Origin of the sequence: Rhizobium sp. SU303 (assembly GCF_021052345.1) — a bacterium.
Classification (GTDB): Bacteria; Pseudomonadota; Alphaproteobacteria; order Rhizobiales; family Rhizobiaceae; genus Rhizobium; species Rhizobium laguerreae.
In genome coordinates this window covers 2,757,092-2,772,664 of record NZ_CP088095.1, presented here as the reverse complement: position 1 = coordinate 2,772,664, position 15,573 = coordinate 2,757,092, and the positions used below count along the sequence as shown (strand labels likewise).

Below are 15,573 nucleotides of genomic sequence, written 5' to 3'. Positions count from 1 at the left end.
CGTCCATCCCACCCGGAGGCCCCTTATGGCTGAGATCCTGTTGTTCCATCACGCGCAGGGGCTGACCCCGGGTGTGCGCTCGTTTGCCGACGATATCAGGGCGGCCGGTCACATCGTGCACACGCCCGATCTGTTTGACGGGCGCACCTTCCCAAGCATCGAAGCGGGGATCGCCTATATCGGCGAGATCGGATTCGACGCCATGCGGGAGCGCGGCGTGCGCCTCGCCGACGACTTGCCTGCCGGGCTCGTCTATGCCGGGTTCTCCTTCGGTGTGCTGCCGGCGCAGAAGCTGGCGCAGACACGGCCCGGCGCCCGCGGGGCTCTGCTCTTCTACTCCTGCCTGCCGATCAGCGGCGAGTGGGCCTTCGGACCCTGGCCGGAGGGCGTCGCGGTGCAGATCCACGGCATGGACAACGATCCGATTTTTGTCGGCGAGGGCGACATCGACGCCGCCCGCGAGATCGTGGAGAAGGTCGAGGACGCGGAGCTTTTCCTGTACCCAGGCGATCAGCACTACTTCGCTGACAGCTCGCTGCCGTCTTATGATGCGGATGCGACCGCGCTGCTCACCCTCCGCGTGCTCGAATTCCTGAATCGCGTCTGATCCAGACATTCCATGGGAGATCCGTTTTGGCTCCGGTATAGCCGTCCTGAGATAGATGCCGTTCATCCTGCAGCGCGGCTTCGGCGCGGAGCGGATTATTCCGACACCACGCAGAAATTGTTGCCTTCGGGATCATTCAAGACCGTGTAGCCATCCGCTTCCCGGACGAAGCTCGCTCCGAGGGATAAAAGCCGTTCTACCTCCCTGGCCCGATCGGGGGTGGCAATATCGAGATGCAGTCGGTTGCGGGCGGGACGTTCCCCCTGGCGAAGTTGGAAGCAAAGGCGAGTTCCGGGACCTTCGACCATCACGCTCGGATCAGTCTCGGGTGTCAATCCGAGAGCAGCGAGGCGGGCCCGTTCTTCGTCGTCATATGGCATCACGTCGTAGCCATCGAGCGCCTCCGCCCAGAACCGGGCGACACGCGAGGGAATGTCGCAATCGATGACGATTTCTTTCAGCCTTGCCATGGAATCCTTCAAGAATTATTGGGCCGGCGACGGCAAACGCGTTCGACGAGCGCGCCACCGACGGCCGGCAGCAATGCGAAAAGCATGAGCTGCGGTGTCTCCGTCAGCGCCAACAGGCCAGACATGAGGAAGGCGACCAATAAACCTGCCAGCACCCCGGCTGCATAGGGAAGATAATCCTTCAAGAAAGCCTCCGTCTTGTGCCGATCTCGAACAGAAGGGGCATTATTGGCATGAGATAGAGACCTTTGAGGTATCGGCAATGGCTGGTTGCGGCCGAATCTCACGTCGTCCGATCGGTTTTATGCGAAATGCCACCACGTTGGTTTACGCGACAGGTCGACCCAAACGACGTGAGCCGGTGCACGTGTTTTGCAGGAGACGACCGATTTCTTTCGCGCTATGAAGACTGACCGCATATCCCCGCTACATCCGACACCGAGGTCCTTCACATGGCTTTGAAAATCCTTTTCGTTGGCGGTACCGGCCAGATTTCATATCCATGCGTCGAGCGCGCCGTGGTTCAGGGCCACGATGTCAGCGTCTATAACCGCAGTTTGAGAGGCGACCCATTGCCTGCGGGGGTTACCTCGATCGTCGGCGATCTCGCGGCGCCCGCCTATGCGGACTTGGCCAAGGCCAATTATGACGTCGTGTGCCAGTTCATTGCCTTTACGCCCGATCAAGTCGCGCGTGACATCGATGTGTTTGCCGGGCACTGCGGCCAGTACATCTTCATCTCTTCGGCTTCGGTCTATGAAAAGCCGCCGCGCCATTATGTGATTACCGAGCAGACACCGGCGATCAACCCCTACTGGCGCTATAGCCAGGACAAGATTGCCTGCGAGACGCTGCTCAAGAGTTCCGAGAATCTCGCCTGGACCATCGTCCGCCCCAGTCACACCGTTCGCACCGGCTTGCCGATCATGATGGGCGACAGCGATGTCATGGCGAGACGCATGCTGGACGGCGAGCCCACCATCGTAGCCGGCGATGGCCATACGCCCTGGACACTGACCCGCTCGGTTGATTTCGCGGTGCCTTTTGTCGGGCTTTTCGGCAAGCCGGCGGCGTTGAACGAGATCTTCCACATCACCTCCGATCGCGCCCACATCTGGAACGATATTCAAAAGACGATCGCCAGATTGCTTGATGTGGAGGCCAGGATCGTACACGTGCCGACGGACACCCTGGTCCGGTACAATCCGGAGTGGGTTGGCCCGTTGCGGGGCGACAAGGCATGGTCGGCGATCTTTGACAATTCAAAGGTCAAAAGCGTGGCGGGCGAATTCACCTGCGCCGAGAGCCTTGATGAAATTCTGGCGGAGCCGATCATGCATCTCAAGCAGCGCCTGGCCAAGAACCGTCCGCCAAGGGGCGATCTCGATGCTTTGGTCGATCGGATCTGCGCTGCGCAAAGCGCTCTTGGCTAGAGCCTTTCCGGGCTAGATTGGAGCATTCTGTTGGCTCAAACGGAGTCGGATGGTCGACCGGCCGGCGCGCGTCGTAGCCCAGCTCTACGGCCAAGCCGGTCGGTCGATCAGCCGGCCCGTTTCAGCCAACCTTCCCGCAGATTTGCCTAGCAAATCTGCAAGACTTGGAATCGCCGGACGCACCTATTGCTTTGCCACGGCGAAGCAGTGCGGCCGGTGGGCCGGGCATCTTTGCGCCAGGATCAGAGGCGATCGGCTCGGACGTACCAAGAGGTATGCCCTTCGCCAATCGCCTCTGCCCTGACAAAAACCTGCTCCAGCAGAATGCTGCAATCTAACCCGGAAAGGCTCTGGGCAGGTCCTCATAGAGCAACTTTCCGAAAGACACGGCGCAGGCGGTCGTGCCCGCGCTGATCACCCGGACTTGCGATGTCGCCGATCTCGACAGCCTGTCGGATTGGTTGGAAAACAACCATACCGACCTTAACGGCGGATTGAGACCGGTGGCCGGCGACGCAAAGGGTCGGACGGGGTATCACGGCATGCCGCTCACAAAAAATCCCAGCCTAAAACGCGTCCTAAAACATGATGGAGGTCGCGCCGGCTGAGGATCTCGGCAATGATGGCCATCCATTCGCCACTCCGATCCTGTCAGGCCATGCTGTTCATTCCGCTTCCTTTCGTCGTTGCCCTGCTGCTGCTCATCCTCTTCGTCACCGTCCTCAGGCGCGACGAGGAGGCGCAGCCCAATCTGCCGTTTCTGGCACTGATCCTGCTCGCCGTGCTGCAATCCGTCCTCTCCGGCCTGCGCTGGGGCTACGGGGTGCAGGCGGTGGGCGTGATCATGCCTGTCACCGCGGCGATGGTGCCGCCGCTTGCCTATGCCGGGGTTTCCAGGTTGGTGAGGACGAGCCGGCGGCCGTTGCCGACGCGCATTGCACTGCATGCGGTGCCCGCCGCGGTCATCCTGCTTTTGATGGTGTTCCGGCGGGAGGCGATCGATCTCGCGCTGGTGCTTGTTTTCGTCGGTTATGCCCTGGCGATCCTGCTTCTGATGCGGCCGGGCGCGGATGCGCTTCGGCTTGCGCCCTTCGAGGGAGCGGTGCCGGCCTATCGGGCCATCATCTTTGCGGCGGCGGCGCTGTGCCTGTCGGCCTCGGTCGATATTTTCGTCTTTCTCGATTTCACATGGGCGCATGGCGAGCATGCGCTGACGCTGATCAGCGTCAGCAATCTCGCGGTTCTCGTCATCCTCGGCATTGCGGCAGCCGCCGCCAGCCGAAGCCGGGCGCCGGCCGAGACGGTGGAGGCGGTGCTGAAGTCCGAAACGACCGAAGACAAGGAGACGATCGCCACGGTCGATGCGCTGATGGAGGCAAAGAGGCTCTATCGCGACGCCAATCTCAATCTCGACCGGCTGGCCCGCAAGGCCGGCATTCCCGCCCGCCAGATCTCGGCGGCGATCAACCGGGCGATGGACAAGAACGTCTCGCAATATGTCAACGACTACAGGATCGGCGAGGCCTGCCGGCTGCTTGCCGCGAGCGAGAAATCGGTGACCGAGGTGATGTTCGAGGTCGGCTTCCAGACCAAGTCCAACTTCAACCGCGAATTCCGCCGCGTCACGGATATGACGCCGCTTGCCTGGCGTGAGAGGAAGGGCGGATCCGGCGTCTCTTCGGCTTCGTCCTGAAGTGACGCCTGTCCTCTCCCCAGCCTCATCCTGAGCGCCCCGTAGGGACCTCGAAGGACGGGGCTGGCAACCGGCGCTTCATCCAGCCAGTCTGTACCCAGGCAATCACGCGCCCTCGTGGTTCGAGACGGCCCTTTGGGCCTCCCTTCCATGAGGGCTGACCCCGGGTGCCTTGCCGCGCCACGTACACAATCGCGATCGAGGACTGTCAGAAACGCGTTCGAGGTCGCGGTTTTGCTGCCGTTGGTCATTCTGGCGGCATGAACACGACATCAGAACATGATCGAGACCTTGCAGCCAAGCTGAGATCACTTTCGATCGAGCCTGCGCCCTTCAAGACAGAGCCGCCGGAGCCCCGTGTCCGGCGGCGTGTGATCCCCGGAGCAATGCTGGCCCTTGTCGCGACGGCATTGCTGGCTGTGGCGTTTGTCCATCGGCCCGATACGCTGGAGCGCATGCTTGCGGGTCTCATAAGCAAGGACGAGGTCGCAATATCCGTCGATGGAACAGACGTGTCCGCCGCCGGTCCGATTCGGCCTCTGCCTTCCAATACCCCGGCGAACAGAGCATTGCCGTCCCGGGAAGTCACCGGCTCCGGCTACGTCGTGGCCCCCGATATCGCCACCATCTTCTCCAAATATGAGGGCCGGATCGTCGCCGTCGAAGTCGAGGCGGGCGACAGGATCGTAGCGGGCCAGATGCTGGTGCTACTCGATGATGCCGGTGCCCGCTTTGCGCTTCAAGGCGCCGAGATCGCCCGGCAATCGGCGGAGCTGGCGCTGACGGCGAAGACTATTGAATTGGCGCAGGCGCGGTCTTCCCTCACGCGCACCGAGCGGCTGGCCGGGCGCGATGCGATGTCGGCGCAGACGCTGGAGGAGGCGAAGACGGCGTTCGACACTGCCGAGAATGCCGCCCTGCAGGCACGGCAGGACGTGGCCAAGGCGGATCTCGATATCGACAGGGCGCGCGAGCAGGTGGAAGCGCTGACCGTCCGGGCGCCGATATCAGGCACCGTCACGCGGCTTACCGCCCATGTCGGCGACACCGTGCTGTCGCGCGAGGACAGCGTGCGAGAAAATGAAAGCCTGCTTGCGATTGCCGACATGGCGAACATGGTTATCGATGCCGATGTGGCCGAGGCGAATATCGCCTTGATGCGGCCAGGCTTGCGTGGCGAGGCGGTGCTCGACGGCTTTCCCGACCGGCCTTTTGCGGTCGAGGTATCGAAGATCGCGCCGATGATTTCGCGGGAGAAGGGGACGGTGACGCTTCGCCTGTCACTTTCCTCACCGCCGTCAGACATGCGCCCCGCCATGGCCGCGCGCATCCGCCTTCTGGTGGGTGAGGCCGGGGATAGCACAGACCATCAGCAAGGAGCAGAGCGATGACCGACACTCAAGAACCCTATATCGCGCTTCGCGGCGTCAGGAAGGCATTCAGGATCGGCGTGGAGACGATCCCGATCTTTTCGGGGCTCGACCTTTCCATAGCACGCGGCGATTTCGTCGCCGTCATGGGGCCGTCGGGTTCGGGGAAATCGACGCTGCTCAACATGCTCGGCGGGATCGACAGCCCCGACGGAGGGGAGATCAGGATCGGCCGCAGCCATCTCGAGCAGATGGGCGAAGGCGCCAGAGCCGCCTGGCGGGCACACAGCATGGGCATCGTTTTCCAGTTCTACAATTTGCTGCCGATGCTGAATGCGGGCGAGAATATCGAGCTGCCGCTGCTGTTGAAGCCGCTCAAGCGCAAGGAGCGGCGGGCGCGCGTCGAGACCGTGATGGATCTGGTCGGGCTCTCCGGGCGGCAGCGGCAGTTTCCATCCAGCATGTCCGGCGGGCAGCAGCAGCGGGTCGGCATTGCGCGCGCCATCGTCAGCGATCCCGATTTGCTTCTCTGCGACGAGCCGACCGGCGATCTAGACCGGAAATCGGCGAACGATATCCTTGATATGCTTGGCTTTCTTAATCGAGAGCTTCAGAAGACCATCATCATGGTCACGCATGATCCGGAGGCGGCCTCTTTTGCCCGGCGCACGCTGCATCTCAACAAGGGCGAATTCATCAGCCAAGAGAGGCAGGGCCAATGACCTTCTTCCAGCTGATGCGCCGCAATGCCTGGCGCAAGCCGCTCCGGGCCACGCTTCTGATGTTCTCGGTCGGCGTCGCCTTCCTGATCTACGGGCTGACGGCGAGTTTCCTCAGCGGCTCGCAAGGGGCGGCCGGGGCAAGCGATACGCTGCTCGGCGTCTTCAACAAATCAGGCCGCGCGCAGCCGCTGCCGCTCGCCTATCTCAACAGGATCGCGGCGGACAGTGATGTCGCGGCCGTGGCCTATATGACCCGCATGCGGGGCTTCGTCGATGTCGAGAAAAATGTCGTGATGACGAGCGCGGTCGATCCGCAGGCGATCGCCGCTGCCAATGGCGACGAGCTCGGGCTCACGCCTCAGCTGATATCAGCACTGGAGGAGGGTCGCGACCGGGTGCTGGTCGGCCTGGCGCTCGCCGAGGCGCAGGGCTGGTCCGTCGGCCAGCGCATCGGCGTCACCAGCCAGCTGACGAGGGAAGACGGCAGCCGCGACTGGAGCTTCGAAATCGCCGGCATCTTCGAGGGCGCCGACGCCAGCACCGACACCTATTTCATGCTCGCCCGCTACGACGCGATCAACGCGGCGCGGGCGCGGGCCAAGGATACCGTTGATGGCTTCGTGGTGCGCCCGCGCGAGGGCGTATCATCCGGCGTGCTGGCCGCAAAGATCGATGCGCTGTTTGCCAACTCGGCGGCACCGACAAGGACGCAGTCGGAAAAGCAGTTCCTCGAGGCTTTCCTCCGGCAGTACGCCGATGTCGGGCTGATCGTCAGCCTCGTCGTCGGCGCTGCCTTCGTGACGATCCTGATGATCGTGGTCAACACCATGCTCTTTGCCGTGAGGGAACGCAGCTTCGAAATCGGCGTGATGAAGGTGCTCGGTTTTTCCAGCGGGCGGATCATGGCGCTGATCCTCGGTGAGACGCTGTTCGTCTTCGCCGCCGGCGGCGCGGGCGGGCTGGTGCTTGCCAAGCTCGCGACGCTGTTTGCCGGGCCGGAATTCGGCCTCGCCTTCACCTCGTCCGCGCTGGCGAAATCCGTCGCCATCATCGCCGCGCTCAGTCTCGCGACCGGGCTGCTGCCTGCCATCAACGCCATGCGCCTGCCCATCGTCAACGCCTTCAGATCGAGATAGTCCAATGTCGTCAGCGCTCAAGCAGATCTTTCTCATGATCAGAGTCAATCTCGGCAGCCTGCCGCGGCGGCTCGCGATCTCGCTGTCGATGGTGCTGTCGGTCGCGCTCGTGGTGGCGGTGCTTGCGGGTTTCCTCGCCATGGCCAGGGGCTTCGAGGCAGCCCTTCAAGGCGCTGGTTCGCCTGAGATCGCCGTCATCCTCGGCGGCGGCACCAACCAGGAGACCGGCTCGGATGTGCCGGCCGAGGCGATCCGCAGCCTTGCCGCCGCAACCGGCGGGATCGGCGTGGCGCGGAATGCCGCGGGCGGCCTGGCGCTGTCGCGCGAAATCGTCGTTCCCGTCGATGTCATCAGGGCAAGCGACGGTGCGGACCAGACGCTGTCGCTGCGGGGCATGGACCCGGCCGGGCCCGGCCTGCGCGACCGCGCCTCGCTGTCTAAGGGCCGGCTGTTTTCGCCGGGCGCCCGCGAGATCGTCGTCGGAGGGCGCATCGCCGACGAATTCTCCGGCTTCGCTGTCGGCGACAGGGTGCGGCTCGGCGCGGTCGACTGGATGGTCGTCGGGCATTTCACGTCAAGCGGCAGCGCCTTCGAATCCGAGGTCTGGGCGGATCTGGAGGCGGTGCAATCGGCCTTCGACCGGCAGGGGCAGGTGCAGAGCCTGCGCGTGCGGCTTGCGGGGACGGGCGATCACGCGGGGGCGCTGGCGGCGCTGCGCGAGCATCTTTCCGCACTTCCCGGCGCGCCGCTCACCGCCCTCTCCGAGACCGATCTCTATGCCGCGCAATCTGAGCGTACCGCGAGCCTCATCCGCCTGTTCGGCTGGCCGCTGGCGCTCTTGATGGCGGTCGGGGCAACCGCCGGCGCTTTGAATACGATGATGAGCTCGGTCTCCGACCGCGCGATAGAGATCGCCACGCTCCGCCTGCTCGGCTTCGGCCGCCTGCCGGCCTTCACTGCCACCTGGGTCGAGGCCGTGGCTCTCTCGATCACCGGCGCCGCCCTCGGCATCCTCGCCTCATGGCTCGCCTTCAACGGCTGGCAGGCCAGCACGATGGGCGCCAACAATACCAAGATGGCCTTCCAGCTCGACGTCACCGCCGACGTCGCGCTCACCGCCAGCCTGCTGGGACTTGCCATCGGCATAATCGGCGGCGCGTTGCCGGCACTTGCGGCGACACGGCTGCCGCTGACCTCGGCTTTGCGGGCGAGAGGGTAGGGGCTGGCTGTCTAAATCTTCCGGGCGGGTCACATCATCACGGCGACCGTCCTGATCGGCCCGAAGGAGACATCCGCAACGGGCGGAGCGCCGCCGCCTCATCTGTTCAGCCCATGGAAACTGTGGCATAACTAAGCCATGGCAATGAATGTCTTGGCGGTCCATCGCGGCACGGTCGGGACGGAACAGGCGGCAGGCAATTCGCTTGCCGCCGCCTATTCCGTGGGCGTTCTCTGCTGGCTGCTGTCGGCCGGCGTCTATATCGCGGCAAAATGGGTTTCTACCGAGATGCCGCCCTGGGCGCTCTGCTTCTGGCGCGTGCTGATCGCCTTCGCGATCCTGATGCCGATCGTGCGCCGGCATTTTGGCGACATGGTCGCGCTGATGTGGGCTCGCCCGCTCGAACTGCTTCTCATTGGCGGTGTGGGACTGGCGATCTGCCAGGGCATGATTTTTGTCGGCCTCGAACATGCCGATGCCACCACTGCCGGCATCATCATCGCCCTGATCCCGATCATCACCATGATCCTTGCCCGTTTGATGCTGGCCGAGCCGATGGGACGCTGGCAGGTGATCGGATCGATCCTGGCCTTTCTCGGGATCGTGGTCATCATCATCAAGGGCAGTCCGGCCGCGCTGATGCGGCTCGACTTCAACCCGGGTGAACTGTGGATCGTCGCCGGCGCGTTCTGTTTCAGTCTTTATACCGTCCTGCTCCGCCGCGCGAAATTCGACATGAATCGCCTTGCGCTCCTGGTGCTGCTGCTCGGTGCGGCGGTGCTGACGGCGCTGCCCTTCTACCTTTTCGAGCTATTCTCAGACGAGCGCTCGACGCTCAACGGCAGCGGGCTCATCGCGCTCGCCTATGTCGCGATCCCCGGCGGGGCGGTCATGTACTACCTCTTCAATCGCAGCATCGAGGCGCTGGGCGCGGCTCGGGCTGGCGTCCTCCTCTACATTCAGACCATCTTCATCGCCGTGCTCGCCTATCTGATCCTTGGCGAGCAGTTGCAACGCTATCACCTCGAAGGCGCGGCACTCATCATCGCCGGCTTGCTTCTCATCATCCTGCTGAAGCCGAAGATCAAGGCCGAAGCGGCTACTGCATAATTCCTTAAATCGGGATCGATTTAAGGATAAAATTATGCAGCAATTCAAAGTGCTACAGCGTCCTTTGCGCGTCTGAAAAGACGCGCGGCGCTGTAGGGCCTGAGGTCTCCCCATCGCTGCGACATGGTTGCCGCTGACCTCGGCCTTGAGGGCGAGGGGGGTAGGGTTTCACCTTGGAGTGCGCCTTTCGCTTACGCTCAAGGCGTTCGTCGCGGGCGCTCCTCACCCCCTGAGCGCAAGCGAAGCGAAGGCAAGAATCACATGGCGCATAGACGGAAGGCGACGTGTGCCTCGCGCAAACACGCCGCGATTTATTCACCTCGAAGTCGCCGATTTCTCGGCCCAAGTTGTAACTTTTATCACACCAGGCAATTGCCTGTGGAATGAGGCGCGCGAGCCCGCCCATTGCCGCATTGACAACATCTTATCGCCTTCTTGCCGTGGCCGGTTTGCCCCCGCCGCATCCGATTGGCCGATCCTGGACGATCCCGCGGCGACATAACGATCCGACGAATAGGGCAACATGGCGATATGACAGTCTACTATGTGAACTCAGCGAGTGGCTCCGACCGCAACAGCGGAACGGGCCAGAATTCGGCTTTTGCGACTTTGTCCAAAGTGGAATCCTTGAAGCTGAAACCCGGCGACAGCGTGCTTCTTGCCAAGGGGAGCGTGTTCAACGAGCAGTTCGATATCAAATATTCCGGCAGCGAGAGCGCGCCGATCAAGATCGGTAGTTACGGGACGGGTGCGGCACCCGTCATCCACAGCAGCGGCGACGGCATCCACAGTCTCTATGCCTCCAACATCGTCATCGAGAACCTGAAAATATCGAATATCGGCGGTTCGGGCATCTATGGCGGCAGTGTCACCAACTGGACGGTCCGCGACGTCGAGATCGCCAAGACGGGATTGTCGGAAAACGCAGGCGCCGTCACCTTCCGGAGCAGCAAGAACGTCACGGTCGAAGATAGCAAGATATCGGGCGTTAAAGGCGACGGCTTCTGGATCGAGAAGGTCGACGGCGTCAAGCTTCTCAACAACACCGTCACCAGCGCGAACGGCTCGACGGCCGATGCCGTGCAAGTGAATGACAGCAGCAATATTCTGATCAAGGGCAATCATCTCGACCAGACCGACGCCAGCACTCCGAAGGGGGTGATAGCACTGGTGCGGGCAACGAATGCAGTGGTCGAGGATAATGTGCTCACCGGCGGCGGCTTCGGCATCAGCGCGCCCGCTGGCAAGAACGTCGCCATCCGCGACAACGACATATCCGGATATCACGGTTACAGCTGGTCCTTCGCCGTCGGTCTCGGCGATCAGGGCAATGCGCGGGACTATGATATTTCAGGCAACCATATTCATGACGGCGCATGGGGCGTTGCCGTCAGTGGTCCCAGCGGCGCCAGCTATACCCGCACGAATATCAAGGTCCACGACAACGTCTTCGACGACCTCTCGCAGGCGGCGCTGAAGGTCGACAGGCCGGCATCCGGCTCCTTCTGCAACAATACGATCGAGACCGGCACCAAGGCCACCAGCATATCGCCGGCCATTGCCGACGCGCATACCTTCACGGTCAAAGGCAACCATACGGTCGCCAATGTCGAGACGGCGCTGGCAAGCCCGGTTGCGAAGATCGCGGCAGTCACGGAGGCCTCCGCGGATCCGGCGGTTGTCGCCGTCCATGACAATTTGAAAATCTTCACCGATACGGGCGACGCCCATCGCGGCAATCTCCTCGAAAACGACAGCTCGGATAACGACACCCTGGCGCTTCGGCGCTTCGGGGACGAAACCGTCGGCAAGCACGGCCTGACGCTGACCGGGGAATATGGTGAGATCCATGTGGACCGGGAAGGCAACTATGCCTACACGCTCGATGAAACGAAGCTCCCTGACCATAGCGGACATGTGAGCGAGTCGTTCAGCTACGGGATCAACGATGGAAGCTCGCATCATAGCGACGCGGATACGCTGACCGTCTTCATCCATCTGGATGGCTTGCTGAGCTGAGGTGAGGGTGCCGGGAGCGGCGCTATGCCGGGAGGCGTTCCTTCCGGGGAGGCGTGGCTCCCCCGGGGAAGCGTTGCTCTCGCCATCAAATGGCTTCCGCAGTGTCCCTCATCCGGCTGCCGCCGGGTGAGGGTAAGGGGCTGCAATACGGCCTCAACCTTTCCTGCTTGCGACTGACCTGAAACAGGACATCTCATCTCTGCGACCATCGTCGCCGAGGTGTACGATTATCGTTCATTCACCTTTCGATCGTTATTTAGTAGATTGTTTTCGTATAAGTTGTCATTTCCAGGATACGCCTCCGCCAGGCGTTCTCGGGACCAAGGCAGGCCCACAGGGTCTGCCAACCGTCGTGAGGGCAATATCGAAGGCCTTTTGACATGGCCTTTAGCCCCGACCGCATCCGATCCACGCGTCGCAGCCGATTCAGACGGCTGCGCGGGCAATTCGAGAACAAGGCGATATGGCAATCTATTATGTGAATCCAGCGATAGGCTCCAACAGCAACAATGGAACGAGCGAGGACACGCCGTTTTCATCGTTCTGGGCGGTGGAAAACTTGAAGCTGCAGCCGGGCGACAGCGTGCTGCTCGCCGCCGGAAGCGTATTCAACGACCAGCTCGACCTTAAATACTCCGGCAGCGTTGCGGCTCCGATTACGATCGGCAGTTATGGTGTCGGCGATGCGCCGGTCATCCATAGCCCCAATGACGGCATCCACAGCCTCTATGCATCGAACATCGTCATCGAGAACATCAAGATCTCGGACACCGGCGGGGCAGCCATTTATGGCGGATATGTTTCGAACTGGACGGTCCGCAACGTCGAGGTCGATCACACCGGACTGGCGGGCAAATCAGGTTCCATCACCTTCCGGACCGGCTCGAACATCACCATCGAAAACAGCACGATCAACGACGTGAACGGCGACGGCGTCTGGATCGAAAAAGTCAACGGCGTCAATTTTCTCAACAACACCGTCACGAACGCCCACGGCACGGCGGCGGATGCCGTCCAGATCAACGACAGCAGCAATATCGTGATCAGCGGCAATTATCTCGACCAGACGGGGGCAGCTACGCCGAAGGGTGTCATCGCGCTCGTTCGGACCGTGAATGCCTTGGTCGAGGACAACGCGATCATCGGCGGTGGCTTCGGGATCGGCGCCCAAGCCGGCACCAACATCGCTATTCACGACAACGATATTTCAGGTTATGGCGGCTACAGTTGGTCCTATGCCATCGGTCTCGGCGACCAGGGCAATACGCGGGACTACGACATTTCAGGCAATTACATCCACGATGGTGTATGGGGCGTGGTGGTCAGCGCCTCCGGCACGACCAGTTATGTTCGCGAGGGCATCGAGATCCACAGCAACGTCTTTGACGATCTGTCGCAGGCAGCGCTGAAGGTCGACAGGCCGGCATCCGGCTCCTTCCACGACAATGTCATCGCCAGCGATGTCAGGCCATACAGCATCTCTCCCACTATCATCGCCGCGAACACCTTTCCCGTCAGCAACAACACGACGCTCGATGAGGCCCAGGCGTCGATGCTGGCGAGCAGCGATAGTCTCGCGGTCGGCGATACGACGCACACGGACACGGCGCCTGCGCTTGTCGCAACCCATGACAGCCTGAAAATCGTCTCCGATCTGGATGGCGCCCATTACGGCAATCTCCTCGAAAACGACAGCTCGGCCAATGGAAACCTGCTGCTTCGCCGTTTCGAGGGCGAATTCGTCGACAAGGACGGCGTAACGCTGACCGGCCGATACGGTACAATCCATGTCGACAGTGACGGCGATTACACCTATACGGCCGACGCGGCAAAGCTCGCCGGGCTCAGCGGAGATGTCAGCGACACCTTCCATTACAAGATCTCCGACGGGACTTCGCTTCATTTCGACACGGATACGCTGAGCGTCTCCATCCATGTGGATGACCTGCTGAGCTGATGGGGATGCCGGCGGCAAATGGCGTTGCATTATCGCGGCGGCGGTCCGCCCAGTACTTGCGAAGTCTCATTGATCGCCGAGCAGGATCCTGATGACATCGACTTCGATTTCCGCGCAGATGATCTCGTATTCGGTGATGATTGCGGGAGCGGCCGATCTATCCCGGCGCATGCGATCGAGGACGGCGCAGGCTTCGCCGTAGGCGCCGCATAATTCATAAAAATGGGGCTGGCTCGCCGCAACTGCTCTGATCGTTGCCCGCGTCGCAGGCAGCCTCATCATCAGCCTGGCCAGCCCCTGTTCCGCGGCTTGCCGGGTGAGGTGGGCTACGCCTTCTTTCCTGACCATGCCGTCATTCCTCGCTGCCTGTGTTTTCCTATTCAGGGGGTACGCAAGACTCATCCCCCGAGTAGTACGCAGGAATGCTGCATCTGGTTTCATGCCGGATGAAGGATTAGTGGTGCCCTGCCGCAAACAGCCGGTGCTACCAGCGCAGGAGGCGGGGGCCGAGCAGTGCGCCGATTGCGCCGGTCAGCAGGATGCCGAGCGAATACCAGAGGGTGACGAAGGGCAGGCCGTTTTCCGTGCAGAACCAGGAATAGACCCAGGCGCCGGATGCGCCGGCGGCAATGCCGGCAATGAAGCCTGTGATGCCGAGGTTCCTCGGGGCGCCGCCACGGAGAGCCCAGGTATTTGCGATCAGGATCGGCATGGCAAAGGCAAAGATCAGCAGCGGGCAATGCAGGGCGGAGGAACCGAGCACCAGCACGGGATAGCTTGCAGCCGGCGACAAAGCGAGCTGGATGACCGCCATGACGGCGAGGGCGAGTATGATGGCCGCGGCAATCCCGAAAAAGCGGCCCTCCGAGCCATCCGGCCGGGACAGGCGGTAAACGGCTGCGAAGGCGGCGATTGCAAGCAAGGCATTGTAGGCGGACTTGATCCAGAAGGCCGGCAGCATCAGCGCCTGCGTCATATCGGTACGAAGGCCGAGGACGATAAGCATCAGCAGCAGCGAGACTGCTAAGGCCGGCAGGACGGCGAGTGCGAAGCGGCGTTCGAGCGCATGTCTCGGCACCGGCTTCAGATCCCGAACAAGGCTGTCGATCAGGTCCTCAGTCTCTCTCACATTCCACCTCGCAATCTTGCCGCCAGCGCCTTGATGCCCCTGTGAACGCCGACCTTGACCGCCGATTCCGACTGTCCGGTGCGGCTTGCCGTGTCGGCTACCGACTGCCCCTCGAGCTTGACCTGACGGATCAGCTCCTGCTGGTGCTGTGGCAGGCCGTTCAACAGCCGTTCGACATCCATGCGCGCTGCAATCGCATCCTCCCTGAAATCGTCTTCGATCTCCTCGTCCAGTTCTATTTCCGCCTTGTACCGGCCGCCATGCTTTCGGTGGTGGTCGATCAGCTTGTAGCGGGCAATCGAGAAGAACCACGCGGTGAACGGCCGCTCCCTGTCATAGGTCGCCCGGCGCGAATGCAGCGCCAGCAACGTCTCCTGCACGAGATCTTCCGTATCGGATTTCGCGGTCGTGCCGATCCGCCCGCCGTAATAACCGACGAGCAGGGTTCGCAACGTCACGAGCAGACGCCGATAGGCTGCCTCGTCCCCGTCGAGGGAAAGAAGCATCAGCATCTTCAGTGCTTGTTCCGAATGGGCGCTCGTCATGTCGTCTGCAATATCATTCGGGTGGATGACGCTTTGGTTACAGGCGGGTTCAAAAATCTTCCGGCGGCAATTCGAAGTGTACAGCGTCCTTTGCGCGTCTCCAAAAGACGCAAAGGGCGCTGTAGCGCTATCACATAAGCGTGAGGCTGTAACCGCCTTCGCA

15 protein-coding genes are annotated in these 15,573 nt (G+C 61.9%); 10 read left to right on the top strand and 5 right to left on the bottom strand.

Going from position 1 to position 15,573, the window contains the following annotated elements; translation table 11 throughout:
• Positions 1-25 precede the first annotated feature (25 nt).
• Positions 26-607, top strand: a complete 582-nt coding sequence (locus RlegSU303_RS13880; RefSeq protein WP_017961015.1) for a dienelactone hydrolase family protein — start codon at positions 26-28, stop codon at positions 605-607.
• A gap of 95 nt (positions 608-702) precedes the next feature.
• Here RlegSU303_RS13880 and RlegSU303_RS13875 read toward each other — a convergent pair whose 3' ends face one another.
• Both RlegSU303_RS13875 and RlegSU303_RS13870 read right to left on the bottom strand, forming a co-directional pair.
• Positions 703-1,077 carry a VOC family protein gene (locus RlegSU303_RS13875; RefSeq protein WP_017961014.1) on the bottom strand — a complete coding sequence of 125 codons (375 nt, stop codon included), beginning with the start codon at positions 1,075-1,077 and terminating at the stop codon, positions 703-705.
• Between the two features lie 8 nt (positions 1,078-1,085).
• Positions 1,086-1,262 (bottom strand): hypothetical protein, encoded by a 177-nt coding sequence (locus RlegSU303_RS13870; RefSeq protein ID WP_017961013.1) that lies wholly within the window; start codon positions 1,260-1,262, stop codon positions 1,086-1,088.
• Between the two features lie 267 nt (positions 1,263-1,529).
• On the opposite strand from RlegSU303_RS13870, the gene RlegSU303_RS13865 reads away from it, so the two are divergent.
• From RlegSU303_RS13865 to RlegSU303_RS13825, 9 genes are all read left to right on the top strand, one after another.
• A complete protein-coding gene (locus RlegSU303_RS13865; RefSeq protein ID WP_131719052.1) occupies positions 1,530-2,510 on the top strand; it encodes an SDR family oxidoreductase in 981 nt (326 codons plus the stop codon).
• A gap of 619 nt (positions 2,511-3,129) precedes the next feature.
• Positions 3,130-4,203 (top strand): helix-turn-helix domain-containing protein, encoded by a 1,074-nt coding sequence (locus RlegSU303_RS13860; protein WP_131719051.1) that lies wholly within the window; start codon positions 3,130-3,132, stop codon positions 4,201-4,203.
• Between the two features lie 167 nt (positions 4,204-4,370).
• Positions 4,371-5,594, top strand: a complete 1,224-nt coding sequence (locus tag RlegSU303_RS13855; RefSeq protein ID WP_131719050.1) for an efflux RND transporter periplasmic adaptor subunit — start codon at positions 4,371-4,373, stop codon at positions 5,592-5,594.
• Positions 5,591-6,295, top strand: coding sequence for an ABC transporter ATP-binding protein (locus RlegSU303_RS13850; protein WP_131628357.1), 705 nt, complete (start codon positions 5,591-5,593; stop codon positions 6,293-6,295). Before RlegSU303_RS13855 ends, RlegSU303_RS13850 begins: the two co-directional genes overlap by 4 nt.
• Complete coding sequence (locus RlegSU303_RS13845; protein WP_131628356.1) at positions 6,292-7,431, top strand: ABC transporter permease; 1,140 nt, start codon at positions 6,292-6,294, stop codon at positions 7,429-7,431. Before RlegSU303_RS13850 ends, RlegSU303_RS13845 begins: the two co-directional genes overlap by 4 nt.
• Positions 7,432-7,435: 4 nt before the next feature.
• Complete coding sequence (locus RlegSU303_RS13840) at positions 7,436-8,650, top strand: ABC transporter permease (RefSeq protein WP_131719049.1); 1,215 nt, start codon at positions 7,436-7,438, stop codon at positions 8,648-8,650.
• 138 nt (positions 8,651-8,788) lie between these two features.
• Complete coding sequence (locus RlegSU303_RS13835; RefSeq protein WP_131719048.1) at positions 8,789-9,760, top strand: DMT family transporter; 972 nt, start codon at positions 8,789-8,791, stop codon at positions 9,758-9,760.
• A 531-nt stretch (positions 9,761-10,291) separates the two neighbouring features.
• Complete coding sequence (locus RlegSU303_RS13830; protein ID WP_131719047.1) at positions 10,292-11,779, top strand: right-handed parallel beta-helix repeat-containing protein; 1,488 nt, start codon at positions 10,292-10,294, stop codon at positions 11,777-11,779.
• A gap of 463 nt (positions 11,780-12,242) precedes the next feature.
• Positions 12,243-13,736: a right-handed parallel beta-helix repeat-containing protein gene (locus RlegSU303_RS13825; RefSeq protein WP_017961004.1), complete on the top strand. Its 1,494-nt coding sequence runs from the start codon at positions 12,243-12,245 to the stop codon at positions 13,734-13,736.
• A 66-nt stretch (positions 13,737-13,802) separates the two neighbouring features.
• On the opposite strand, the gene RlegSU303_RS13820 is transcribed toward RlegSU303_RS13825, so the two are convergent.
• From RlegSU303_RS13820 to RlegSU303_RS13810, 3 genes are all read right to left on the bottom strand, one after another.
• Positions 13,803-14,084 (bottom strand): nodulation protein, encoded by a 282-nt coding sequence (locus tag RlegSU303_RS13820; RefSeq protein WP_131628354.1) that lies wholly within the window; start codon positions 14,082-14,084, stop codon positions 13,803-13,805.
• Between the two features lie 136 nt (positions 14,085-14,220).
• Positions 14,221-14,865, bottom strand: a complete 645-nt coding sequence (locus RlegSU303_RS13815; protein WP_131719046.1) for an NrsF family protein — start codon at positions 14,863-14,865, stop codon at positions 14,221-14,223.
• Positions 14,862-15,410 (bottom strand): sigma-70 family RNA polymerase sigma factor, encoded by a 549-nt coding sequence (locus RlegSU303_RS13810; RefSeq protein ID WP_017961002.1) that lies wholly within the window; start codon positions 15,408-15,410, stop codon positions 14,862-14,864. Before RlegSU303_RS13810 ends, RlegSU303_RS13815 begins: the two co-directional genes overlap by 4 nt.
• Positions 15,411-15,573 lie beyond the last annotated feature (163 nt).